The organism is Phenylobacterium sp. (genome assembly GCF_031425575.1).
GTDB lineage: Bacteria > Pseudomonadota > Alphaproteobacteria > Caulobacterales > Caulobacteraceae > Phenylobacterium.
Map to the genome: position 1 here is coordinate 1 of NZ_JANPJP010000244.1, position 22,883 is coordinate 22,883.

Here is a 22,883-nt window from a genome sequence, read left to right on the forward strand (position 1 = left end):
AAATCCTGTCCGGTGAGACTTTTCCTCCCCCGTTTACGGGGGAGGGGGCGAGAGAGGGCTCTGAGCTTGGGGCTCGCCCCCTCCACCACGCCCGCGGCGCGGTCCCCCTCCCCCTTACGCTTCGCTAAAGGGGAGGAAAAGGCAGCGCCCTACGCCCAAACAAAAAGGGCGGTCGCATCGCTGCGGCCGCCCCTTCGATGTCTCAGAGACTTAGGCGCTTACGCGTCTTCGCCCTGCTTGGCCGAGAGGTCTTCGCCGGTTTCCTGGTCGACGACCTTCATGGACAGACGGGTCTTGCCGCGATCGTCGAAGCCCAGGAGCTTCACCTTCACGGTCTGGCCCTCGACGAGGACGTCGGAGACCTTGGCGACCCGGTCGCTGGAGATCTGGCTGACGTGCACCAGGCCGTCCTTGGCGCCGAAGAAGTTCACGAAGGCGCCGAAGTCGACGATCTTCACGACCTTGCCGGTGTAGATGGCGTTCAGCTCAGGCTCGGAGGCGATCGAGCGGATCCATTCCTTGGCGGCGTCGATCTTGGACTGGTCGGAGGCCGACACCTTGATGGTGCCGTCGTCCTCGATGTCCACCTTGGCGCCGGTCTTTTCCACGATTTCGCGGATGACCTTGCCGCCCGACCCGATGACTTCACGGATCTTGTCGACCGGAACCTTCATGGTCTCGATCTTCGGGGCGAACTCGCCGAGTTCCTGACGCGGAGCTTCCATGGCCTTGGCCATCTCGGCCAGGATGTGGCGACGCCCACCCTTCGCCTGTTCCAGCGCCTGCTTCATGATCTCTTCGGTGATGCCGGCGATCTTGATGTCCATCTGCAGGGACGTGATGCCGTCCTCGGTGCCGGCGACCTTGAAGTCCATGTCGCCCAGGTGGTCTTCGTCACCCAGGATGTCCGACAGGACCGCGAAGCCGTCCGATTCCAGGATCAGGCCCATGGCGATGCCGGAGACCGGCTTCTTCAGGGGCACGCCCGCATCCATCAGGGCCAGCGAGGAGCCGCAGACCGAGGCCATGGAGGACGAGCCGTTGGACTCGGTGATCTCGGAGACCAGGCGGATGGTGTAGGGGAAGTCTTCCTGCTTGGGCAGCATCGGCCGGATGGCGCGCCAGGCGAGCTTGCCGTGGCCGACTTCGCGGCGGCCAGGGGCGCCCATGCGGCCGGTTTCACCCACCGAGAAGGGGGGGAAATTGTAGTGCAGCATGAACTTCTCGTAGTACTTGCCTTCCAGGGCGTCGATCAGCTGCTCGTCGTCGCCGGTGCCCAGGGTGGCCACGACCAGGGCCTGGGTTTCACCGCGGGTGAACAGGGCCGAACCGTGGGCGCGGGGCAGGACGCCCACTTCCGAGACGATCTGGCGGACCTTGTCGACGGTGCGGCCGTCGATGCGGATGCCGGTGTCCAGGATGTTGCGACGCACGACGTCGGCTTCGAGTTCCTTGAAGACGCCGCCGAGCTTGTCGGGGCCGATGCCGGCGGGATTGGTGTCGGACTTGCCGAACTTTTCCGTCGCCTTGGCCTTGGCCTTGCCGACCGCGTCCTGGCGCTCGCCCTTGGCCACGATCTTGTAGGCGGCGGCCAGGTCCTTGCCGATCAGCTTCTTCACTTCGGCCTTGATGGCGTCGGTGTCGTCGGGGGTGAAGTCGAAGGGCTCCTTGGCGGAGTGCTCGGCCAGTTCGATGATCGCGTCGATCACCGGCTGGATGCCGGCGTGGGCGAACATGACGCCCTTCAGCACTTCGTCTTCGCTGAGCTCCTGGATCTCGGACTCAACCATCATGACGGCTTCGTTGGTCGAGGCGACCACGAGGTCCATCGCCGATTCCTTCATCTCGTCGAGAGTCGGGTTCAGGATGTACTCACCGTTGACGTAGCCCACGCGGGCCGCGCCGATCGGGCCCATGAAGGGGGCGCCGGAGATCATCAGGGCGGCCGAGGCGGCCACCAGGGCGACGAGGTCGGGTTCGTTTTCCAGGTCGTGGGCCAGCACGGTGCAGACCACCTGGACTTCATTCTTGAAGCCCTTGACGAACAGCGGGCGGATCGGACGGTCGATCAGGCGGCTGGTCAGGGTTTCTTTTTGGCTCGGCGCGCCTTCGCGGCGGGGGAAGGAGCCCGGGATCTTGCCCGCAGCGTAGAACTTCTCCTGGTAGTTCACGGTCAGCGGGAAGAAGTCCTGACCCGGCTTGGCGCTCTTGGCGTAGACCGCGGTGGCCAGCACCATGGTCTCACCGTAGGTGGCGAGAACCGCGCCGTCGGCCTGGCGGGCCATACGGCCGGTTTCCAGGGTCAGCGTCTTGCCGCCCCACTCGATGGTCTTGCGTTTGATATCGAACATTTTGCTTCTTTCTCATCCCGCGGGCGCATTCCCGGCGGGGGCGGACAGGGCGGGGGGTTCCCGAGATCCTCTCCAGTCAAACAGGCGGGGGTGAGGATCACTGTGGAACCCTCGGCGTGTTTGGGCGCCCACCGAAAGGGGCGGCCCGGACCGCTTTTGATCCTCCGGCCTGTCGCGGAGGAAGCGGGTGATCTTGGAGCCTGATACGCAAAGCCCCCGCTTTCGCGGGGGCTGGACTTGGTGTCCTAGCGGCGCAGACCCAGCTTCTCGATGATGGCCTGATAGCGACCGGTGTCGGTGCTCTTCAGGTGGTCGAGAAGTCGGCGGCGCTGGGAAACCATCTTCAGAAGGCCCCGGCGCGAGTGGTTGTCTTTCTTGTGAGCCTTGAAGTGCTCGGTCAGGTTCGCGATCCGCTCCGTGAGGATCGAGACCTGCACTTCAGCGCCACCCGTGTCCGCTTCGGAGCGGCCGTGGGTCTTGATAAGCTCGGCCTTACGTTCAATCGTAATCGACATCGGTTAGTCTCCGCTCTTGGTCAGATGAAAGACTCGCGATGGCTCGAGCTTGCCTGCGCGCATCTCGCAGAGCGCCACCATCATCCCCTCCGACAGCACTGAAACGGTTCGAGAACCCAGGGTGAACTGGGCTTTCAGGGCTTCAACCTGTCGGGGAACGAGAACGATGGGCCGTCCCTGCTTAAGTCTGAATGCGTCTTCGGCGGTCACGGCCAGCTCCGGGATGTCGTCCAGGGCGGTCTCGACCGGAAGCAATGCGTCCAGATGGCCGGGCTTATGCCCCAAATCCTCAAGCAATTCCAGTGTTATCGCCCGGTCTTCGGAGAAGGCCCCGACCCGGGTGCGGCGGAGCGCGCTGACATGGGCGCAGGCCCCCAGCATTTCAGCCAGGTCGCGCACGATGGCGCGCACATAGGTGCCCTTGCCGCAGCTCACCTCGATCTCGACATGGTCGGGATCAGGCGCCTCCACCACGTGGGCGGAATGGATGGTGACGATGCGGGCGGCGAGCTCAACCTCATGGCCGGCGCGAGCCAGGTCATAGGCCCGCTCGCCGTCCACCTTGATGGCCGAGAAGATCGGCGGGACCTGGGAGATCTCGCCCACGAAGGCTGGAAGCTTCTCTTCCACCTGCGCCACGGTGGGCCGCACGTCGGAAGTGGCGGTGGTCACGCCTTCGCGGTCGAAGCTGGCGGTGGTGCGGCCCCACTCGATGACAAAGCGGTAGGTCTTGTCGGCGTCCATCAGGAAGGGCACGGTCTTGGTGGCTTCCCCCAGCGCAATGGGCAGGATGCCGGTGGCCAGGGGGTCCAGGGTGCCGGCGTGGCCCGCCTTCTGGGCGTTGAACAGCCTGCGCACACGGCCGACCGCGCTGGTGGAGGTCAGGTCATAGGGCTTGTCGAGGCAGATCCAGCCCGAGACCGGATCGCCCTTCTTGCGTCGCGCCATGTTGGGAAATCAGTCCTGGTCGGAGGGGTCGGCGGCGAGGTCCTGGGCGACCTTGGGATCATCAAACAGCGCGTTGATGCGGCTGGCCTCGTTGAAGGTCTCGTCGTGGACGAACTTCAGATCCGGCGTGAACTTCATCTCGATGGCCCGGCCGAGGCGCCCGCGCAGGAACTTGGCGTGACGGTTCAGCGCGTCCACCACAACCGAGTACTTCTGGCCCCCCAGGGGCTCAACGAAGCAGACCGCGTGGCGCAGGTCCGGGCTCATCCGCACCTGGGTCAGGGTGACGGGCACGCCGGCCAGGTCGGGATCCTGGATCTCGTGGTCGCGCATCACCTCGACAAGGGCGTGGCGGGTGAGTTCGCCGGCGCGCAGTTGGCGCTGGCTGGGGCCGGAAGGCTTTCCGGCGGTACGGTGTTTCATGGCTCTACCTTCGCGGGCCTGGCCCACGGATCGGACGCGGGTCTCAGGCAAGCCGGCGCTTCTAGTGGGATGAAGCGCGCAAGTCCAGCGCTACGCCCCCGTCCGCGCCTTGAAGAAGGCGATCACCCGCTGTTCGGCGGCCTTGGTGGGACCGTCCTCCTTCAGGTGCAGGGTCAGGACCGAGTGGGGCGCCATCTGGGCCGGGGCGGCGTCGGCGTCCGACAGCTCGATGGCCTCGAAGCGGTCGCCGAACTCTCTGCGGAAGGTCTCGAACCTGGCGTCGGGGACGAAGGTGTCGCTGGTGAATCGCAGGCCGATCATCGACAGGTCCTCGTCCTCGAACCGCTGCCGGGCGCAGGCGATCTCCTTGGCCGAGACGCCGATTCCCGCCCCGCGCTTGGGGTTCTTGCCGGCCAGCGGCAGGGACGGTTGGGACAGGACCGGCGCCACCACCGCGGGCTCGGTCATCATGGCCAGGGCGAAGTTGCCGGTGAAGCACATGCCCACGGCGCCCACCCCCTTGCCGCCGCAGTCGGCGTGGGCCTTGCGGGCCAGGGCGCGCAGCCAGTCGACGATGGGGCTCGACTTGTCGGTGGCCCATGCGTTGAATTCGCGTCGGATGCAGATCGTCCAGGCGATGGTGGAGAGCGCGTAGCCTGGGCTGACAGGGCGGCCCGGATCGCCGAACAGGCTGGGGCAGTAGACGGTCATGCCCGCCGCCGCCACCCGGTCAGCGAACCGGATCACCAGCGGGTGCAGGCCCGGCATCTCATGGATGATGATGACCGCAGGGCCGGAGCCGCGCCGGTAGACGTCGCGCTTGCAATGGCCGTCGTCGAACTCGAACGTCTCGTAGTCGCTCAGCGCGGCCTCGTAGCCCATGGCGTTCCCCCACCCTTTGGCGGGAGCCTAACCCGCTAGAGCTTGATGCGCAGGCTGGAAATGTCGCCCTCGAAGCCCGAGAGCTTCCAGACCCCGTTGTCCTCGCGGAAGATCAGCACACAGGGGCCGTCCTTGGACTTGGTGGCGCACACACGGCCGTCGTCCATGGTCTTGAGCGATCCGGCGATGGCGACCCGGTTGGGGATCGGCTGGCCGGGCTTGTAGCCATAGGACTCCGCCACCTTGTGGAACACCTGGGGCTGGACCAGGGCGTCGCCGGCGATGTCGGCCAGGGCCGGGGCCAGCATGGCGCCCAGCGCCTGCCAGCCCTTGTCGACCTTGGGGCTGCGGGCCTCGGCGGTGAGGCGGGCGGAGATTTCCTGCTTGAGCGCCTCGCGGTCGACATGGGCGTCGAAGGCCGCCTGATCCCCGTCGCGGATGGAGACCAGCAGGGCGTGAACGTCGCCCGCGGCGTCCAGGCGCTCAGCCGTGGCGCAGGCGGTCAGTCCCATCGCCAGGGCGATCACCAGAAAGAAGCGCATCGTCGTCTCCGCTTTGGGCCCACTGACCGGTGCGCGGAAAATGGGGTGTCTTGATGACCTTGGCGAGGGGCTATTCGCCGGCCCGCACGAACTTCCGCGCCGCGAACGGGGCGCCAGACGTCAAAAGAGCCTCCCCGATTCCGGGAAGGCTCTGATGAATCTCAGGCCGGGGCCAAGGCGCGCTAGAGGCTGCGCTTGACCTCTTCGAGGCTGAAGCACTCGATGGTGTCGCCTTCCTTGATGTCCTGGAAGCCCTGGAAGAACATCCCGCACTCCTGGCCGGCGTTGACCTCGTTGACCTCGTCCTTGAAGCGCTTGAGCGTCTGCAGGGTGCCGAGCTCGAGGACCACGATGTCGGCCCGGATGATGCGGACGCGGGCGCCCTTGCGGACCGTGCCTTCGGTGACGCGGCAACCGGCGACGCGTCCGACCTTGGTGATGTCGAAGACCTGGAGGACTTCGGCGTTCCCGAGGAAGGTTTCGCGCTGTTCCGGCGCCAGCATGCCCGAGAGCACGCCCTTGATGTCGTCGATCAGGTCGTAGATCACCGAATAGTAGCGGATCTCCACGCCCTCACGCTCGGCGAGCTGGCGGGCCTGGCTGGAGGCGCGGACGTTGAAGCCGAGGATCGGCGAGTTCGCCCCCTTGGCCAACATGACATCGCTCTCGCTGATCGCGCCGGCGCCCGACAGGATGATCCGCGCGCGGACCTCGTCGGTGCCCAGCTTGTCCAGCGAGGACACGATGGCCTCGGCCGACCCCTGCACGTCGGCCTTGATGATGACCGGCAGCTCGGAGATCTTCTTGTCCTGCAGCTTGGCCATGAAGTCGGCCATGGTGACGCCGCCGGCGACCGGCGAGCCGGCCTTTTCACGCTTCACGCGGGTGCGGTAGGCGGTCAGCTCGCGGGCGCGGGCTTCGCTTTCCACCACCGCGAAGGGCTCGCCCGGCGAGGGCGTGCCGTCGAGGCCGAGGATTTCCACCGGCACCGAAGGACCCGCCGCGTCGAGTTGCTCGTCGCGTTCGTTGAACAGGGCGCGAACCCGGCCGAAGCTGGAGCCGGCCACGACGATGTCGCCGCGCTTCAGGGTGCCGCGCTTGACCAGCACGGTGGAGACCGCGCCGCGGCCCCGATCGAGCTTGGCCTCGATGACCGTGCCGTCGGCGGTGCGGTCGGGATTGGCCTTCAGGTCCATGACCTCGGCCTGCAGCAGGATGCCCTCGATCAGGTCGTCGAGGCCGAGCTTCTGGGTCGCCGAGACCTGGATGGCCTGGGTGTCACCACCGAGGCTTTCCACGACGATCTCGTGCTGCAGCAGCTCGTTGATCACCCGTTGCGGATCGGCGCCGGGCTTATCGATCTTGTTGATGGCCACGATGATCGGCGCACCAGATGCCCGGGCGTGATGGATGGCCTCGATGGTCTGGGGCATGACGCCGTCGTCGGCCGCCACCACCAGGATGACAATGTCGGTGACGTCGGCGCCGCGGGCCCGCATCGCCGAGAAGGCGGCGTGGCCGGGAGTGTCGAGGAAGGTGACCGCCTGGCCGCTTTCCAGGCGCACCTGATAGGCGCCGATGTGCTGGGTGATGCCGCCATGTTCGCCCTTGGCCACGTCGGCCGAGCGCAGGGCGTCGAGCAGGGAGGTCTTGCCGTGGTCGACGTGACCCATGACCGCCACCACCGGGGGCCGGGACACCAGGTGATCGTCGAGATCCTCGTCGCCGATGAAGCCTTCTTCGACGTCGGCTTCGGAAACGCGGCGCACGGTGTGGCCAAACTCGGTGGCCACCAGCTCGGCGGTGTCGTTGTCGATGACGTCGTTGATCTTCAGCATCACGCCCTGACGCATCAGGAACTTGATGATCTCCACACCACGGGTCGCCATCCGGTTGGCGAGTTCCGCCACGGTGATGACGTCGGGAATGATGACTTCGCGCGCGGCGCGGGCCGCTTCCTGGCCGCCGCCCTTGCGCTTCTCGCGTTCACGCTCACGGGCCCGGCGAACCGAGGCCAGGGACCGCATGCGTTCGACGGCGCTCTCATCATCCCCGGCCACGGCCTGGATGGTGAGACGGCCTTCGCGGCGCTGCTGGGCGCCCTTGACGCGGGAGATGGCCTTGGTGGGGGCCGCATTGGCCTTGCGGCGGGTATCCTCTTCATCGTCACGGCGGGCGATAGTGTCGCCGCCGCCGGGCCGCGGGGCCTGGCGGGTGGCGCGCTGAACCTCAGGCGTGGCGGGCGGGGCGTTCGGCGTCGGACGCCCGGCGCCGGGACGCGCGCCGCCGGGACGGGCGCCGTCGCGAGGCGCGGCCGGCCGCGGCGCGAGGGCCGAATAGCGGACGGTGTCGCCGCCGGCCGCGGGCGGAGCGGGTGGCCGCGGGTTGCGGTCACCGGCGGGACGGTCGCCGCCGGGACGGGCAGCCGCCGCGGGACGGTCATTCTGCGGGCGATCCTGGCCCGGACGCGGCGCGCGCTGGCCGAAATTGGTGTTCTCGAACCGGCCCGGCGCCCGCTCGGGACGATAGGTGGTGGTCGAGGGCCGGTCGTCGCGGCGTTCGCGGGACGGCTCGTAGGTGCGGGTTTGGCCAGGCTGGGCCGGAGCTGTGGGCGAGGCCGGGCGCGGCGCCGGGGCGGACGCCACCGGCTGCTGCGGCGCCGGAGCGGGCGGCGCAGCGGCCGGAGCCACGGGCGGGACAGGCGCCGCGGCTACCGGGGCGGGCGTCGGAGCCGGAGGCGGGGCCGGCGCTTCAGCAACGGGAGCGGGCGCCACGGGCGGGGCCGGGGCGGCGGCGACAGGCGCCGGCGGCGCGGTTTCCACCGGCTTGGGCGCTGCGGCCTGGGCGGCGGCGGCGCGGGCGGCGGCCTCGCGGGCGGCCTGCTCGGCGGCCTGGCGGGCCTGATGTTCGCGGGCGAGTTCGATGGCGCGCTGACGGGCGCGCTGCTCCTCAGCCGAGAGATTGCCGTCGGCGGTGGGGCCGCCGGCCGGACGCGGCGCCGAAGGGGCCGGCGGGGTGAACACCCGCTTCTCGGCCGGAGAAGGCGCGGCAAGATTGCCTGGCGGGGCCGTGTGGGTGCGGGCGCGCTTGGTCTCGACGACCACGGTCTTGGACCGGCCGTGGCTGAAGCTTTGCTTCACCGTACCCGCGCTCACCGATCCTGCGACGCCACGCGGCTTCAGGGTCAGAGGAGTGCGTCCGCCAGGGGCGGGGGGCCGGCCGTTGTCGTTGTCGTCGCTCATGCGCTCGCTTTACATACCGGCCGGGCGTTCCGACCACGTTCAATAGCTTTAGGCGCGCGGAACGAAATTCGTTCCGCCCGCCTCTTCAGGGCTCCTCGCGCCAACTCTCGGGAAGGAGCGGGCGGAAGCCAGATAGACGGTGGACATCGAATGTCCACTGGTCGGCGCCGCGCCCCGCAAGGAAGGCGGTGTGTATCACATTCTCTCCGCCCAAGGCCAAACCCAATTCCTCATTGGAATAGAGTCCGAGAAGCTTGGGCGCGCGCGGTGACTTGCGGGCCACATTGAGGATCTTGCGGCGACCGTCCGCCGCGCCGTCGGCGGCCTCGATCACCCAGGCCGCGCGGCCGGCGTTCAGCGCGGCGGCGACCTTTTCATACCCTGAAATAAGGTCGCCGGCCCGCTTGGCAAGGCCCAGCCCGTCAAGGACACGCCGCCGCAACAGGCTGTCCACCTGGTCAGCGAGGTCAGGACTGGCGCTGAGCTTGGCCTTGGCCGAGCGGGAAAACAGCCCCTTGCGCGCCGCGGTCTCCACCGAAGCCCGATCGGCGGCGACCCACATCCCCCGGCCCGGCAGCTTGCGCGCCAGGTCCGGGACCACGACCCCGCCCGGACCCGCCACGAAGCGGATCAGGCGCTCCTCGGCCATCACCTCGCCCGTGACGATGTCGCGCCGCTCGCGCGCGACCTGCGCCAGGGTGGTGGGGACGGTAGAGACGGTCACGCTGAGGCTTACGCCTCCTCGTTGTCGGCGGGCGGCGCTTCGTCTTCAGCCTCGGGCTCGACTTCGGCCTCGACGGGCGCGGCGGCCTGTGCACCACGAACACCGAACACCTGCTCCTCTTCCGAGAGCTCAACCTGGGCTGCTTCCTGGGCTTCCGGCTCGGGCGGGGCCTCGACCCAGCCCATCACCACGCGGGCGCGCATGATCAGGGCCTCGGCGTCGGCCGCGTCCAGGTTGAAGGCTTCCAGGATGCCCGGCTCGCGGACCCGCTCGCCGTCCTTGCTCTCGAACCAGCCGCGCAGATCGTCGGGGATCAGGCCGGCCAGGTCCTCGACACTCTTCACATCGCCGGCGCCCAGGGCCACGGCGACCGGCAGGGTGACGCCCTCGATCTCCAGCAGGCTGTCCTCGACGCCGAATTCGCGGCGCTTGCCGTCCAGCTCGGCGGCTTCCTTCTCCAGGAAGTCACGGGCGCGGGCCTGGATTTCCTCGGCGGTGTCCTCGTCGAAGCCCTCGATGGCGGCGACTTCGGCGTTCTCGACATAGGCGACGTCTTCCACCGAGGCGAAGCCTTCGGTGACCAGCAGCTGGGCGATGACCTCGTCGACGTCCAGGGCTTCCTGGAACAGGGCGGTGCGCTCGGTGAACTCGCGCTGACGGCGCTCGCTCTCCTGGCTCTCGGTCATGATGTCGATCTGCCAGCCGGTCAGCTGGCTGGCGAGACGGACGTTCTGGCCGCGGCGGCCGATGGCGAGGCTGAGCTGCTCGTCGGGAACGACGACTTCGACGCGCTCGTCCTCCTCGTCCATGACGACCTTGGAGACTTCGGCGGGGGCCAGGCCGTTGACGATGAAGGTCGCCTCGTCCGGGCTCCACTGGATGATGTCGATCTTCTCGCCCTGCAGCTCGGCCACCACCGCCTGCACGCGCGAACCGCGCATGCCGACGCAGGCGCCGACGGGGTCGATGGAGCTGTCATTGGAGACCACGGCCATCTTGGCGCGCGACCCCGGATCACGGGCCACGGCGCGGATCTCGATGACGCCGTCGTACACTTCAGGAACTTCCTGGGCGAACAGCTTGGCCATGAAGCCGCCGTGGGCGCGCGACAGCAGGATCTGCGGGCCTTTGGTCTCGCGGCGGACGTCGTAGATGTAGCAGCGGATCCGGTCGCCGATGTTGAAGTTCTCGCGCGGGATCGACTGGTCGCGGCGCATGATGCCCTCGCCGCGGCCCAGGTCGACGACGGTGTTGCCGTACTCCACCCGCTTGACCACGCCGTTGACGATCTCGCCCACGCGGTCCTTGAACTCCTCGTGCTGGCGCTCGCGCTCGGCTTCGCGAACCTTGCCGGTCACCACCTGGCGGGCCATCTGGGTCTGGACCCGACCGAACTCGAAGGGCGGCAGGATCTCTTCGTAGGTCTTGCCGACGAAGGCGTCCTTGTCGACGCTGAGGGCTTCGCGCAGGCGCCGCGACCCCATGGGCTCGCTGGGGCCGTCCTCGCTGTCCTCGGCCTCATAGACCAGGTCATCGGGGATCACGGTGATCACGCGCTTGATGATGGTCTCGCCGGTCTTGGGATCGATGTTGACTCGGATGTCGTGCTCGGCGCCGTAGCGCGAGCGGGCGCCCTTCTGGATCGCCTCCTCGATCGCCTCGATGACGATCTCCTTGTCGATCGACTTCTCGCGGGCCACGGCCTCGGCGATCTGCAGGAGTTCAAGCCGGTTGGCTGAAATGCCGGTCAGGCTCATGATCTTAGTCCTCTTGCTCAGGCGTCTGTTGTGGGGTGTCGGCCAGCCGTGCGGCGCGCTCGTCGGCGCCGCGCTTCATCAGCTGGTCGGTCAGGATCAGTTTGGCCTCGACGATCCAGGCGAAGGGCACCAAGGCGGTCTCCGCCTCCCCTTCCAGATCGATGGCGACATTCTCGTCCTCGACGCCGGCCAGCATGCCGCGGAAGCGCTTGCGGCCGTCGGCGACGCGGTCGAGTTCGAGGCGGGCCTCATGGCCCTCATAGTTGGCGAAGTCCTTCATCCGGGTCAGCGGACGGTCGACCCCGGGGGAGGAGACTTCCAGGGTGTACTCGCCGCTGATCGGGTCAGCGGCGTCCATCACCTCGGAAATGGCGCGCGACAGCTTGGCGCAGTCCTCGACGATCATCTCGCCGTCGGGGGTCTCGGCCATGATCTGCAGGCGCCGGGCGTGCTCGCCGCCCATCAGGCGCAGGCGGACGATCTCGTATCCCGAGGCCTGCGCCACCGGGTCCAGCAGCTCCAGGAGCGATCTATCTTCTGCGGTCTTGCCTCGCATAGGCTCGGCGGCTCTCCGGCAACAAAAAAGCGGCCGGGCCGAAGCCTGCCGCTCATAGGCGCTATCCAGCGCTTACGGACGATGTGAGCGCCTCTATAGCACTCCCTCAGGGCCTTGTCAGCCCCAGGGCGCGGGCCATCTCCGCGGCGATCAGCGCCGGGGCGGCGGCGCTGAAGATGCGGATGTCGCCCTGGTCCAGATAGTCGGCGAAGCGGCGAGGGAACTTGGCGGCCTCGCGCTCGGGCTCCAGACCGATGCCCCGACCAAGCTGGCGAGCGACGACGATACGGGTCGCCGCCTCGAGGTCTTCACAGGGAAGCAGACGGATCGAGGTCCCGGCGGCCTTCACCCGGGCCTGGTTGACCGCTAGCAAGTCGGGCGGGGTCTCACGCGCCAGGAAACCGGAAGAGAGCGGGACCACCGCCGTCTCGGGTAGCTCTTCCAGCAATGCGGCGAACAGGGCGGCGTTCATCTCGACGTAGCGCAGGTAGCCCTGGTCCTGGATCACCCCGCCGATATCGCCGATGCGGGCCATGAATTCCCGGTCCAGGTCCAGGAAGGGGCGACCCAGCAGGCGGGCCAGTTCGCCGCCCGCCGTCGTCTTGCCCACTCCGCCTGGGCCGATGATGAAGATGCGCGCCATGGCGAAGAGGCTGCCCGCGCCGGGGATCGCGTCAAGCAGGCCTTTATCCGCCGCACCGAATAGTCCAAAGACCGCGGCTACTTCCCTGTGTGTGAAAAGGCCATCTCCCCATGGACATTTCCAAGATCTCGGTGGGCTTCAATCCGCCGTACGACGTCAACGCCATCATCGAGATTCCGCAAGGCGGGGAACCGGTGAAGTACGAACTCGATAAGGAAAGCGGCGCGATCTATGTCGACCGCTTCCTGCACACCGCCATGTTCTATCCGGGCAATTACGGATTCGTCCCACACACCCTGTCCGGCGACGGCGACCCCATGGACATCCTGGTGGTGGGTCCCACCCCGGTGGTGCCCGGGGCGATCATCCGCTGCCGCCCGATCGGCTGCCTGATGATGGTGGACGAAGCCGGCAACGACGAGAAAATCCTCGCCGTCCCGGTGGACAAGCTGCACCCCTTTTATGCCGGCCTGGACTCCTGGCGCGGCCTGCCGGCGATCCTCACCGAGCAGATCGCCCACTTCTTCCAGCACTATAAGGACCTGGAAAAGGGCAAGTCCGTCGAGATCGTCCGCTGGGCCGATCCGGAAGAGACCGGCGAGCTGATCCGCCAGGGCATCGAGCTGAACACCAAGGTGGAGGCCGAGAAGGCCGCCGCCAAGCTCAAGCAACTGAAATAGTCAGGCCTTCACGAAGTCCAGGAACACCGGCGCGCAGTCGCCCAGGCGCTTTTCCTCATAGCGCGTGGTGATGTGGTCGGCGGGCGGGACGCGCCAGTCATCGGCGCGTTCCGCCGGCCAGGCGAACTGGCCGCCGGCCAGCACCCGCTCCAGGGTCCAATCGGCATAGTCGGCCCAGTCGGTGGCGAAGCGTAGCCGGCCGCCGGGTTTCAGCAGGCGCGCCAGCTCGGCGATCGTCTCAGCCTGGATCAGCCGGCGTTTGTTGTGCCGCGCCTTGGGCCAGGGATCGGGGAACAGGACGAACACGCGGTCCAGGCAGGCGTCGGGCATCCGCGCCATCAGCTCGCGCACGTCGTTGTCGTGGATGCGCACGTTCCGGAGGCCCGCCGCCTCCACATGCCGCAGGGTGCTGGCGACGCCGTTCAGAAACGGCTCTGCGCCGATGATCAGGGTGTCGGGGGATCGCGCGGCCTGGGCCGCCATGTGCTCGCCGCCGCCGAACCCGACCTCCAGCCAGGCCTCGCGGGCGTCGGGCGCCAGGGTCTTGGGGTCGAAGTCTTCCAGGGGCGCGCGGAGGTCGGGCAGCAGGCTGTCCATCAGGGCGGCCTGGCGCGGCTTGATCGGCCGCGACTTGAGGCGGCCGAAGGACCGTAGAGGTGGGTGACTTTCCATTTGCCCCGGCTCTAGCCCAGCCGCACGTGGCGAGCCAGCAGCATCCCGCCTGCGATGACGAAGGCCAGCCAGATGAGAATCACGGCGCCGGCCGCGATCTTGCTCACCGGACGGCGCGCCGCGGCCTCGGCGGCGGCGCGGTGATCGTCCATCACCTGGGCCGGAATCAAGCGGATCGCCAGCCAAAGGCCCAGCGGGACCAGAATCAGATCGTCGAGATACCCCAGGATCGGGATGAAGTCGGGGATGAGGTCGATCGGCGACAGCGCGTAGGCAGCGACGGCCAGACCCAGCAGCTTGGCGGCGAGCGGCGTTCGCGGGTCACGCGCCGCCAGCCAGACCGCATGGGCGTCCCGCCGCAGCGAGAACGCCCAGCGCCGAAGCGCCTCGATCAGAGGGCGGCCCGCAGCTTTTCCACGAGGTCGGTCTTCTCCCAGGAGAAGCCGCCGTCCTTGTCGGGCGTGCGGCCGAAGTGGCCGAGGCCGCGGTGCGGGCATAGATCGGCTTGTTGAGGCCAAGGTGCTCGCGGATGGCGCGCGGCGTGGCGCCGCCCACCAGCTCCGGCAGGATCTTTTCCAGCTGGGCCGCATCGACTTCGCCGGTCCCGTGCAGATCGACGTAGAAGGAGAGCGGATTGGCGACGCCGATGGCGTAGCTGATCTGGATGGTGCACTTCCGGGCTAGGCCCGCGGCCACCACGTTCTTGGCCAGGTAGCGGCAGAGATAGGCGGCCGACCGGTCAACCTTGGTCGGGTCCTTGCCAGAGAAGGCGCCGCCGCCGTGCGGGGCCGCCCCGCCGTAGGTGTCGACGATGATCTTGCGGCCCGTGAGGCCCGCGTCGCCGTCCGGCCCGCCGATCAGGAACTTGCCGGTCGGGTTGACGTGCCACTTGGTCTTCTTGGTCACCAGGCCGTCGGGGAACACGCCCAGGACGTAAGGCTTGATCAGCTCGAGAATGCGCTTCGACGAGGCGGTGTTCTCGCCGATCTTCTTGGCGTGCTGGGTGGAGACCACGATCTGCATCACCTCGACCGGGCGGCCGTCCTGATACAGCAGGGTCACCTGGCTCTTGGCGTCGGGCTCCAGGCCCTTGGCCTCGCCCGAGTGGCGCACGGCGGCCAGCTTGCTGAGGATATTGTGTGAGTACTGCAGGGTGGCCGGCATCAGTTCCGGCGTCTCGTCGCAGGCGTAGCCGAACATGATGCCCTGGTCGCCGGCGCCTTCGTCCTTCTTGTTGGACGAGTCCACGCCCTGGGCGATGTCGGCCGACTGGGCGTGCAGGTGGTTGGCGAACTTCGCCTTCTGCCAGTGAAAGCCCTTCTGCTCGTAGCCGATGTCCTTGACCGCAGCGCGCACCAGCGGCTCCAGGGCGCCAAGGATATCCTTGGTCATCTGCTTGTTCTCGGCCTTGGAGGCGCCCGGCTTGCCGGCGCGCACTTCGCCGGCCAGCACGATGCGATTGGTGGTCACCAGAGTCTCGCAGGCGACGCGGGCCTCGGGCTCCGCGGCCAGGAAGGCGTCAACCACGGTGTCGGAGATGCGGTCGGCGACCTTGTCGGGATGGCCTTCGGAAACGCTTTCCGAGGTGAAGATGTAGGAGGAACGGCTCAAGTGAAGGCTCCGGAAAATGCGCGAGCGCCGCGTGCAGGAGCGGCGATCTGGAAGGTCGCGGAAATCCTATAAAGAAATCTTTATATCCCGCAAGCGGAGCCGCGCCGCGGGCGACGGTTTAACCCTACCCACTACCGGCGGATGAATCAGCGGCGAGGGGCGATTCCCCTTTGTCGGGGGATTCCGGCGCACGCTAGAATAGGCGCTCCGTTCACCTCGGGCTTCATACGGCATGCTGAGCTGGATCCACGCGAACTTCGGACAGGCCTGGGGACCGCTGCGCCTGTTTGACTCCTTCTTCTTCCTGGCCGCCATCGGCTTTGCGGTGAGCGCCCTGGCCACCTGGATCGCGCTGCCCCGCCTCTGGTCGCGCCTCCCGACCGACCGAGGCCGCGCCTTCGCCGTCAACGCCGAGATGAGCGTCGGCAAGCCGATCAGCGCGGGACTGATCTTCGTCAGCATCTTCTGCATCGCCTGCCTGATCTTCGTGCCCTTTGGAGCCCGCTGCCTGCTGACCCTGCCGCTCATGCTGGCGGCCATGCTGGTGGGCTATTTCGATGACCGCCGGGGCGGCTTCTCGGAATACCAGCTGGCCGTCATGGACCTGGCCATCGCCCTGGGCGCCGCCATGGTCATCTATGGTTTCATGCCCGCCACCATCTGGCTGCCGGGCTGGAAAGGGGTCCTGACCCTCGGCCCCTGGCTCTCCATTCCCCTGGGAACCGCCCTTATCTGGCTGTCCATCAACGCCACCAACTGTTCAGACGGTGTGGACGGAGTTTCGGGCAGCCTGACGGGCACCGCCATCCTGCTGTTGGGGGGCCTGCTCTATGCGGTGATCGGCAACGAGGTGGTGGCCGGCCACCTCAACATCCCGGTCAGCGCGGAAGGGCAGAGCTGGGCGATCATGGCCTTCCTGATGGTGGGCTGCGTCGCGGGCTACCTCTGGTACAACGCCGCCCCCAGTCTGGTGCTGATGGGCGACGCCGGGTCCCGGCCCCTTGGCCTGCTGATCGGCATGCTGGTGGTGGCCACCAACAACCCGCTGTTCCTGCTGCTGGTGGGCTCGGTGATTCTGCTGAACGGCGCGACCGGGTTGGTGAAGGTGGCCCTGCTGCGGTTCTTCGGCCTGAAGATCCTGGCGGGCGTCCGCTTCCCCCTGCACGACCACTGCCGCAAGGAGCTGGGCTGGTCGAACACTCAGGTGCTGGTGCGATTCATGCTGGTGCACCTGGGCCTCTCGGCCTTGCTGGTGATCCTGGCCCTGAAGGTGCGCTAGCGGTTTTTCGGGGTTTCGCAGGCGGCGACGAACCCGCGGAAGATCGCGTCGCCCGGATGGTCGGCGCCGGCGAACAACTCCTGATGCCACTGGATGCCGAGGGCGAAGCCGGGCCCGTCCAGCTCCACCGCCTCTATGACACCATCGGGCGCATGGGCCACGGCGCGCACCTGGGACCCCAATTGCGCGATAGCCTCGCGGTGGAAGCTGTTGACCTCAAGGGTCGGCGCCACGATCAGGCCGGCCAGCCGCGACCCGGGCAGGATCGAAATCTCGTGCCTCTGGTCCCGGTTATCGTGGTCCAGCACATCGCCGAGCGTCCGCACATCGGCGGTGAGCCTGGACCCGTGCAGGCAGGCCAGCATCTGCATTCCGGCGCAGATCCCCAGCACCGGCTTTCCCGCCGCCAGGAAACCCCCCATCAGCGACTGCTCCACCGCCAGACGCGGCGAGTCCGGGGCGAAGGAGGCCTCACCGTCCAGGTACCAGGCTGGCGGATAGGCGAAGCGCCCGCCGACGCTGAGCAGGCCGTCGAAGTCGGCGACCACGCCCGGGATCATCTCGGCGAAATAGGGCAGTCCGAACGGCGCGGCGCCCGCGTCGCGCAGCCCCAGGAAATAGCCCTTATGGGCCTCATACCGGGTCGCGCCGCTGCTGGTGTTCTCATCCAGCAGGACGGCGATCCGCGGCCCCATCGTCAGGCGACTTGGGCGGGCTCGCGGGGCGCGGCCGGTTCCGGCTCCCCGTCTTCCTCGTCGACCATGGCGCGGACCAGGTCGAGGATACGCCGCCGCACGCGGGCGCGGCGCACCTTCGGGAAGACGGCCGCCAGCTCCATGCCCTCAGGCGTCATCAGGAAGGCGTGGGCCGGCGAGGGGCCGTCGCTGGAGGCCGGCGCATTGAGCTCGGCGTCCGGCAGGCCATCGAAGAAATAGGAGATGGAGGTCTGCAGCGCGCGGGCCATGTCCCACAGCTTCGACGCGCTCACCCGGTTGGCGGCGCGCTCATATTTCTGGACCTGCTGGAATGTCAGGCCGATCGAATCGGCCAGTTTTTCCTGACTGACGCCCAGTTCCTTGCGCCGAAGGCGGATACGCAGTCCCACGTGAAGATCGACCGGATTGGGGGATCGGTCGACGTCGAATTCCTTGGCCATGTGCTTCCCAATAGACGAGGTCGATCGCCGCCGTCAAAAATGATGACGCCGGCGTCAATTCAGCGTGCTCGTCGAATACGTCCCGCCACCGCGATGGACGCGGATAAGAGCAACATGATGGCGAGTCCCCCATCCCCGAAACGCGAATACACCGTACGGGCGAGCGGCGGCGGCAGCCGAACGTCGATGATTCCTTGCTCTCCAAGGGTTAGGCGGGCGCCCAAAATGGGACCCCCGTAGGCGTCGATCATTGTCGACACCCCCGTCGGAGTGACCCGCGCGATCGGCAGGCCCTCCTCGATCGCCCGGTAGGCGGCGATGTTGAGGTGTTGCCAGGGACCGCTGCTGGCGCCGAACCAGGCGTCGTTGGACACATTCAGCAGCCACTCCGCCCTTTGGCCGCCCCGCTTGGCGGCGGCCGACGCGAAGCCCGGGAACAGGGCCTCGTAGCAGATCAGCGGCTGCAGGGCCGGGACGCCCTGCGGGTGGATCGGACGGGGCGGCGGTCCGGCGGTGAAGTCCTCCGGCATGTGAACGAGACTGCGAACGCCGAGCCTAGTGGCCAGGTCTCCCAGCGGCAGGAATTCACCGAAGGGCACTAGCCGGTGCTTGTCGTAGAACCCGGTGACCCGCAGGCCGGGCGTCTCGCGGCGCAACACCACCAGGCTGTTGAAATAGTCCACGCCGCCCTGGGCGCCGGGACCCGCCCGGTTGGCGCCCATCATCAGGGTCTGGCCCGGCGCCAGCGCGTCGGTGAGCCGGGCGACATAGGGGCTGCCGGGCGCCAGCAGATCGTCGATCACCGCGGGCAGGGCGCCCTCGGGCCAGATGACGATGTCGGGACGGACCGGGGCCGCCTGGGTGGTCAGGCCGACATAGGTGGAGAACACCAGGTCCAGGTTCTCCGGCTTCCACTTGTCCTTCTGGTCTATATTGGCCTGGACCAGCCGCACCATGGGGGCGTCGGCGGCGGCCGCCATGGCGGCGGGCAGCCGCAGGGCGCCAAAGCCGTAGAGCCCCGCCAAGGCGGCGACGATGGCCGCGCCGGCGGCCAGCCGGGTCCGGCCCGGTTTCCACAGCAGGGCGGTCGCGGCCCCGAGCGCGATGGTCATCCAGGACAGGCCGTAGGCGCCCACCACCGAGGCCATCTGGGAGGGAGCCGAGCCGGCGCGCCAGGCCTCGCCGGGCAGGTTCCAGGGGAACCCGGTAAGCACGTGGCCCCGCAGCCACTCGCAGAGCGCCAGGGCCCCGGCGAACACCAGAACCCGCCAGGCGCCCTTCACGTCGGCGAGGCGGTAGATCAGGGCCGCCAGGCCCCAGAACAACGCCAGGCCCCCGGACATCGCCAGCAGGGCGATAGGGGCCATCCAGCCCTGGTTGGCGGCGTCCACCATGAAGGGCTCGGTGATCCAGTGGGTGCCGACCGCGAAATAGCCGACCCCGGCCAGCCAACCCCGGAAGAAGGCCGAGCGCAGGACGCGCGGGCCATCTGTCTCGGCCAGCCACATCATCAGGCCATAGGCCGCGACGCCGATGATCAGGCCCATAGGTGGGTGGGCCAGGCCCGCGCCGACCCCGGCGGCCACCGCCAGGATGCGCGCGCGCCAGGCCGGCGTCAGGGGAAGCCTCAAATGATGATGTCCGGCTCGGGCAGACGGCGCACCCGCACCCGCTTCACCCGCCGTGGATCGGCGTCGGTCACCTGGAACTCAAATCCCGCCGGGTGGCTGATCACCTCGCCGCGCTGCGGCACCCGGCCGGCCAGGGCCGTGACCAGGCCGGCCACGGTGTCGATCTCTTCCTCAAGGTCCGTCGGCGCCAGTTCGGCGCCGACGGCGGCCTCCAACTCCTCCAGGGGGGCGCGGGCGTCGACCTCGAACACCCCGCCTGGGCGAGCGACGACGCCGGCCGCCTGGGCGTCGTCGTGTTCGTCGTCGATCTCGCCGACCACCGCCTCAACTAGGTCCTCCAGGGTCACCAAGCCATCTGTGCCGCCGAACTCGTCGATCACCAGGGCCATGTGGATCCGGCTGGTCTGCATGCGCAGCAGCAGGTCGGCGGCGCGCATGGAGGCCGGCACATAGAGGGCGTCGCGGCGCACTTTCTGCAGGATGGCGTCGTCAGGCCCGGGTGGCTTGCCGCCCTTGGGCTTGGGGCCCGCCATCAGCTTGAAGATGTCCTTCACGTGGACCACGCCGACCGGGTCGTCGAGGGTCTCGCGATAGATCGGCATGCGGCTGTGCTCAGCCTCCACGAACCGTTCCACAAGGCCGGAGAAGGGTGTGGTGAGCTCCACGGCGACGATGTCGGCGCGTGGGGTCATGACGTCATCGACCCTCAGGGTCTGGAAGGCCTGGGCCTGGTCGACCATGCGGTCGCCCACCAGGTCCACCGGGGTCGGCGGCGGCTCCATGCCGCCCACGCCGCGCAGCCGTCTCAGGAAGGCCCGTATGCCGCGGCTCTTGCGCGCGGCTGCGGGCGGGTCTTCGGAACTAGCCATCGTCTCCCTGTTCGGCGCCGTAGGGATCAGGCGCCCCCAGACCGGCCATGACCACGCGCTCCAGACCTTCCATGTCCTCGGCGTCGTCGTCGGTTTCGTGGTCGTACCCTACAAGATGCAGCACCCCGTGCGCCACAAGGTGTTGCAGATGGTGGGCCAGGGTCTTGCCCTGCTCGCCGGCCTCGCGGACGCAGACCCCGTGGGCCAGGGCCACGTCCCCCAGGTGTTCTTCGGGGTTCGGCGGGGCCGGGAAGGACAGCACGTTGGTCGCCGTGTCCTTGCCCCGGAACCGGCTGTTGAGCTCCTGGACACCGGTGTCGTCGGTGAGCAGGACCACCACCGCGCCGTCCCGCTGAGCGCCGACGAGCGCGGCCCGCGCGGCGGCCACGACCAGGGCCTCGGCGTCCGGCAGGTCCCGCGCCCAGGCCTCGTCCTCGATCTCGACGTCGATCAAATGGAGCGTCCGCGCTTGGCGGCGTCGGCGTCATAGGCCCGCACGATGCGCTCCACCATCGGGTGGCGCACCACGTCCTCGACGGTGAAGCGGTTGACCCCCACGCCCTTGACGCCCTCCAGCAGGCCGACGGCGTGCGCCAGGCCCGAGTCCGAGGCGTTCACCAGGTCGATCTGGCTGGGGTCGCCGGTCACCGCCATGCGCGACCCCTCGCCCAGGCGGGTCAGCACCATCTTCATCTGCAGACGGCTGGTGTTCTGGGCCTCATCGACGATGATGAAGGCGTGGCTGAGCGTGCGGCCGCGCAGGAAGGCGATGGGCGCCACCTCGATCTCGCCCTTCTCACGCCGCCGCTTGAACTGGTCGGCGCCTAGAATGTCGGTGAGCGCCTCCCAGACCGGCGCCATATAGGGGTCGACCTTTTCCGACAGGTCGCCGGGCAGGAAGCCGAGACGTTCGCCCGCCTCCACCGCCGGACGGCTGACGATCAGGCGCTCCACCTCGCCGCGCAGCAGCATGCCCGCGCCATGGGCCACGGCCAGGAAGGTCTTGCCCGTGCCGGCGGGGCCCAGGCCAAACACCAGTTCGCAGGCGGCCAGCGCCTGGAGATAGCGGGCCTGGCCCGGCGTCTTGGGCGCCACCTGGCCCCGGCGCCCTGAGGGCAGGCTGCCCGGCGCGCTGCCGCGGCCCACCCGCACCTGGCCGATGGCCACGCGGACGTCGGCCTCGGTGATTTCCAGGCCCTGGTCGGCGCGCTCGGCGAGCTGCTCCACCACCCGCTTAGCGGTGGCGCGGCCCTTGGAGTCGCCATTGATCGACACTCCGCCGCCGGGGGTCTCGATGAAGACGTCGAAGGCGTCCTCGATAAGGGCCGCGTGCCGGCCGGCCGCCCCGCCCACCGCGCGGACGGCGATATCGGAGAGGGGGATGAATTCAGGCGCCTTACTCAAGCGAACTCCAATGCCAGGGACCCGGCGAGGCTCATCTTGGCCGCGCTCTCGATGTGAACCGGAACGATCTGGCCGATCAGATGATCCGGACCGCTCACATGCACCGCCTGCAGATAGGGGCTGCGGCCGGAAAGTTGACCGCGATGGCGTCCGGCGCGCTCGAACAGCACCGGCAGGGTCCTGCCCGCCTGGCTATCATTGAAGGCGGTCTGCTGTTGATCCAGCAAGGCGTTGAGGCGGGCCAACCGCTCCTCCTTCACCTCTTCGGCCACCTGGCCGGGCATGGCGGCGGCCGGCGTGCCGGGGCGGCGGGAATATTTGAACGAGAAGGCGCCGGCATAGCCGACCTCTCGGACCAGCTGCAGGGTGGCCTCGAATTCGCTCTCGCGCTCGCCTGGGAAGCCGACGATGAAGTCGCCGGCCATGGCCATGTCGAGCCGCGCCTGGCGGATCCTTTCCACCAGCCGCAGGTAGCTTTCGGCGGTATGGGCGCGGTTCATCGCCCGCAGGATCTTGTCGGAGCCGGCCTGCACTGGCAGGTGCAGGTAGGGCATGAGGGCCTCGACCTCACCGTGGGCCTCGATCAGGGCGTCATCCATGTCGGCAGGGTGGCTGGTGGTGTAACGGATGCGGTCCAGACCCTCGATCTGCGACAGCTTGCGGGCCAGGCCCGCCAAGCCGCCCTCCCCGGAATAGGCGTTGACGTTCTGGCCCAGCAGGGTGACTTCGCGCACGCCCTGGGCGGCCAGGCTGCGGGCCTCGGCCAGGATGGCGTCGACGGGCCGGGAGAACTCCGCGCCCCGCGTATAGGGCACCACGCAGAATGTGCAGAACTTGTCGCAGCCCTCCTGGATGGTCAGGAAGGCCGTGACCCCGGACGGCTTGCGGTCCGAACCCAGGCGATCGAACTTGGCCTCGGCGGCGAAGTCGGCCGACAGGCGCTCACCCTTGGCGCGGTGGGTGCGGGCGATCAGTTCGGGCAGCTGGTGATAGGCCTG

At 68.2% G+C, this 22,883-nt stretch carries 21 protein-coding genes and 2 pseudogenes; 2 read left to right on the forward strand and 21 right to left on the reverse strand.

Annotation, left to right across the window (positions count from 1 at the left end):
• Positions 1-218: 218 nt before the first annotated feature.
• The 11 genes from pnp to RMO97_RS13995 form a co-directional block, all read right to left on the reverse strand.
• Entirely contained in the window at positions 219-2,351 is a 2,133-nt protein-coding gene (gene pnp / locus RMO97_RS13945; RefSeq protein WP_310541653.1) for a polyribonucleotide nucleotidyltransferase, read from the reverse strand.
• A gap of 245 nt (positions 2,352-2,596) precedes the next feature.
• Complete coding sequence (gene rpsO / locus RMO97_RS13950; protein WP_304780294.1) at positions 2,597-2,866, reverse strand: 30S ribosomal protein S15; 270 nt, start codon at positions 2,864-2,866, stop codon at positions 2,597-2,599.
• Positions 2,867-2,869: 3 nt separating this feature from the next.
• Positions 2,870-3,814 (reverse strand): tRNA pseudouridine(55) synthase TruB, encoded by a 945-nt coding sequence (truB, locus tag RMO97_RS13955; protein WP_310541654.1) that lies wholly within the window; start codon positions 3,812-3,814, stop codon positions 2,870-2,872.
• A gap of 9 nt (positions 3,815-3,823) precedes the next feature.
• Positions 3,824-4,237, reverse strand: a complete 414-nt coding sequence (gene rbfA / locus RMO97_RS13960; protein ID WP_310541655.1) for a 30S ribosome-binding factor RbfA — start codon at positions 4,235-4,237, stop codon at positions 3,824-3,826.
• A 90-nt stretch (positions 4,238-4,327) separates the two neighbouring features.
• On the reverse strand, positions 4,328-5,119 hold the full coding sequence (locus tag RMO97_RS13965; protein WP_310541656.1) for a dienelactone hydrolase family protein: 792 nt from the start codon (positions 5,117-5,119) through the stop codon (positions 4,328-4,330).
• A 35-nt stretch (positions 5,120-5,154) separates the two neighbouring features.
• Entirely contained in the window at positions 5,155-5,661 is a 507-nt protein-coding gene (locus RMO97_RS13970; protein ID WP_310541657.1) for a DUF2939 domain-containing protein, read from the reverse strand.
• 182 nt (positions 5,662-5,843) lie between these two features.
• On the reverse strand, positions 5,844-8,903 hold the full coding sequence (gene infB / locus RMO97_RS13975; protein ID WP_310541658.1) for a translation initiation factor IF-2: 3,060 nt from the start codon (positions 8,901-8,903) through the stop codon (positions 5,844-5,846).
• Between the two features lie 85 nt (positions 8,904-8,988).
• Positions 8,989-9,627, reverse strand: a complete 639-nt coding sequence (locus RMO97_RS13980) for an RNA-binding protein (protein ID WP_310541659.1) — start codon at positions 9,625-9,627, stop codon at positions 8,989-8,991.
• Between the two features lie 8 nt (positions 9,628-9,635).
• Positions 9,636-11,384, reverse strand: coding sequence for a transcription termination factor NusA (gene nusA / locus RMO97_RS13985; protein WP_310541660.1), 1,749 nt, complete (start codon positions 11,382-11,384; stop codon positions 9,636-9,638).
• A gap of 4 nt (positions 11,385-11,388) precedes the next feature.
• Complete coding sequence (gene rimP / locus RMO97_RS13990) at positions 11,389-11,940, reverse strand: ribosome maturation factor RimP (RefSeq protein WP_310541661.1); 552 nt, start codon at positions 11,938-11,940, stop codon at positions 11,389-11,391.
• A 106-nt stretch (positions 11,941-12,046) separates the two neighbouring features.
• On the reverse strand, positions 12,047-12,583 hold the full coding sequence (locus tag RMO97_RS13995; RefSeq protein WP_310541662.1) for a shikimate kinase: 537 nt from the start codon (positions 12,581-12,583) through the stop codon (positions 12,047-12,049).
• Positions 12,584-12,693: 110 nt separating this feature from the next.
• On the opposite strand from RMO97_RS13995, the gene ppa reads away from it, so the two are divergent.
• Positions 12,694-13,263 carry an inorganic diphosphatase gene (gene ppa, locus RMO97_RS14000; RefSeq protein ID WP_310541663.1) on the forward strand — a complete coding sequence of 190 codons (570 nt, stop codon included), beginning with the start codon at positions 12,694-12,696 and terminating at the stop codon, positions 13,261-13,263.
• Here the strand turns inward: ppa and trmB are convergent, their stop codons facing one another.
• From trmB to metK, 3 genes and pseudogenes are all read right to left on the reverse strand, one after another.
• Positions 13,264-13,935 (reverse strand): tRNA (guanosine(46)-N7)-methyltransferase TrmB, encoded by a 672-nt coding sequence (trmB, locus tag RMO97_RS14005; RefSeq protein WP_310541664.1) that lies wholly within the window; start codon positions 13,933-13,935, stop codon positions 13,264-13,266.
• 11 nt (positions 13,936-13,946) lie between these two features.
• Positions 13,947-14,315 (reverse strand): annotated as a pseudogene (locus tag RMO97_RS14010) (YkvA family protein); the annotation flags it as partial.
• Between the two features lie 11 nt (positions 14,316-14,326).
• Positions 14,327-15,546, reverse strand: a pseudogene (gene metK, locus RMO97_RS14015) (methionine adenosyltransferase).
• Between the two features lie 232 nt (positions 15,547-15,778).
• Between metK and RMO97_RS14020 the strand changes: the two are divergent.
• Positions 15,779-16,825 carry a hypothetical protein gene (locus RMO97_RS14020; RefSeq protein ID WP_310541665.1) on the forward strand — a complete coding sequence of 349 codons (1,047 nt, stop codon included), beginning with the start codon at positions 15,779-15,781 and terminating at the stop codon, positions 16,823-16,825.
• Here the strand turns inward: RMO97_RS14020 and RMO97_RS14025 are convergent.
• The 7 genes from RMO97_RS14025 to RMO97_RS14055 all read right to left on the reverse strand — a co-directional run.
• Entirely contained in the window at positions 16,822-17,520 is a 699-nt protein-coding gene (locus RMO97_RS14025; RefSeq protein WP_310541666.1) for a gamma-glutamyl-gamma-aminobutyrate hydrolase family protein, read from the reverse strand. The two genes, RMO97_RS14020 and RMO97_RS14025, sit on opposite strands and share 4 nt — an antisense overlap.
• A gap of 2 nt (positions 17,521-17,522) precedes the next feature.
• Positions 17,523-17,981 carry a helix-turn-helix transcriptional regulator gene (locus RMO97_RS14030; RefSeq protein WP_310541667.1) on the reverse strand — a complete coding sequence of 153 codons (459 nt, stop codon included), beginning with the start codon at positions 17,979-17,981 and terminating at the stop codon, positions 17,523-17,525.
• Positions 17,982-18,040: 59 nt separating this feature from the next.
• On the reverse strand, positions 18,041-19,612 hold the full coding sequence (gene lnt, locus RMO97_RS14035; protein ID WP_310541668.1) for an apolipoprotein N-acyltransferase: 1,572 nt from the start codon (positions 19,610-19,612) through the stop codon (positions 18,041-18,043).
• A complete protein-coding gene (locus RMO97_RS14040; RefSeq protein ID WP_310541669.1) occupies positions 19,609-20,481 on the reverse strand; it encodes a hemolysin family protein in 873 nt (290 codons plus the stop codon). Before RMO97_RS14040 ends, lnt begins: the two co-directional genes overlap by 4 nt.
• Positions 20,474-20,935: an rRNA maturation RNase YbeY gene (gene ybeY / locus RMO97_RS14045; RefSeq protein WP_310541670.1), complete on the reverse strand. Its 462-nt coding sequence runs from the start codon at positions 20,933-20,935 to the stop codon at positions 20,474-20,476. The genes RMO97_RS14040 and ybeY overlap by 8 nt, the downstream gene beginning before the upstream one ends.
• On the reverse strand, positions 20,932-21,885 hold the full coding sequence (locus RMO97_RS14050) for a PhoH family protein (protein WP_310541671.1): 954 nt from the start codon (positions 21,883-21,885) through the stop codon (positions 20,932-20,934). The genes ybeY and RMO97_RS14050 overlap by 4 nt, the downstream gene beginning before the upstream one ends.
• On the reverse strand, positions 21,882-22,883 hold a 1,002-nt coding region (locus RMO97_RS14055), incomplete at its 5' end, for a MiaB/RimO family radical SAM methylthiotransferase (RefSeq protein ID WP_310541672.1). The genes RMO97_RS14055 and RMO97_RS14050, both read right to left, overlap by 4 nt.

Excerpts from the sequence above, each read along its gene's own strand:
- RMO97_RS14020 (WP_310541665.1), top strand. The coding sequence starts at position 15,779 with ATGCTGAGCTGGATCCACGCGAACTTCGGACAGGCCTGGGGACCGCTG.
- RMO97_RS14030 (WP_310541667.1), bottom strand. The coding sequence starts at position 17,981 with ATGGCCAAGGAATTCGACGTCGACCGATCCCCCAATCCGGTCGATCTT.
- pnp (WP_310541653.1), bottom strand. The coding sequence starts at position 2,351 with ATGTTCGATATCAAACGCAAGACCATCGAGTGGGGCGGCAAGACGCTG.
- RMO97_RS14025 (WP_310541666.1), bottom strand. The coding sequence starts at position 17,520 with ATGGGGCCGCGGATCGCCGTCCTGCTGGATGAGAACACCAGCAGCGGC.
- RMO97_RS13970 (WP_310541657.1), bottom strand. The coding sequence starts at position 5,661 with ATGCGCTTCTTTCTGGTGATCGCCCTGGCGATGGGACTGACCGCCTGC.
- rpsO (WP_304780294.1), bottom strand. The coding sequence starts at position 2,866 with ATGTCGATTACGATTGAACGTAAGGCCGAGCTTATCAAGACCCACGGC.
- ppa (WP_310541663.1), top strand. The coding sequence starts at position 12,694 with ATGGACATTTCCAAGATCTCGGTGGGCTTCAATCCGCCGTACGACGTC.
- rbfA (WP_310541655.1), bottom strand. The coding sequence starts at position 4,237 with ATGAAACACCGTACCGCCGGAAAGCCTTCCGGCCCCAGCCAGCGCCAA.
- RMO97_RS13995 (WP_310541662.1), bottom strand. The coding sequence starts at position 12,583 with ATGGCGCGCATCTTCATCATCGGCCCAGGCGGAGTGGGCAAGACGACG.
- trmB (WP_310541664.1), bottom strand. The coding sequence starts at position 13,935 with ATGGAAAGTCACCCACCTCTACGGTCCTTCGGCCGCCTCAAGTCGCGG.
- RMO97_RS13965 (WP_310541656.1), bottom strand. The coding sequence starts at position 5,119 with ATGGGCTACGAGGCCGCGCTGAGCGACTACGAGACGTTCGAGTTCGAC.
- RMO97_RS14040 (WP_310541669.1), bottom strand. The coding sequence starts at position 20,481 with ATGGCTAGTTCCGAAGACCCGCCCGCAGCCGCGCGCAAGAGCCGCGGC.
- truB (WP_310541654.1), bottom strand. The coding sequence starts at position 3,814 with ATGGCGCGACGCAAGAAGGGCGATCCGGTCTCGGGCTGGATCTGCCTC.
- nusA (WP_310541660.1), bottom strand. The coding sequence starts at position 11,384 with ATGAGCCTGACCGGCATTTCAGCCAACCGGCTTGAACTCCTGCAGATC.
- rimP (WP_310541661.1), bottom strand. The coding sequence starts at position 11,940 with ATGCGAGGCAAGACCGCAGAAGATAGATCGCTCCTGGAGCTGCTGGAC.
- infB (WP_310541658.1), bottom strand. The coding sequence starts at position 8,903 with ATGAGCGACGACAACGACAACGGCCGGCCCCCCGCCCCTGGCGGACGC.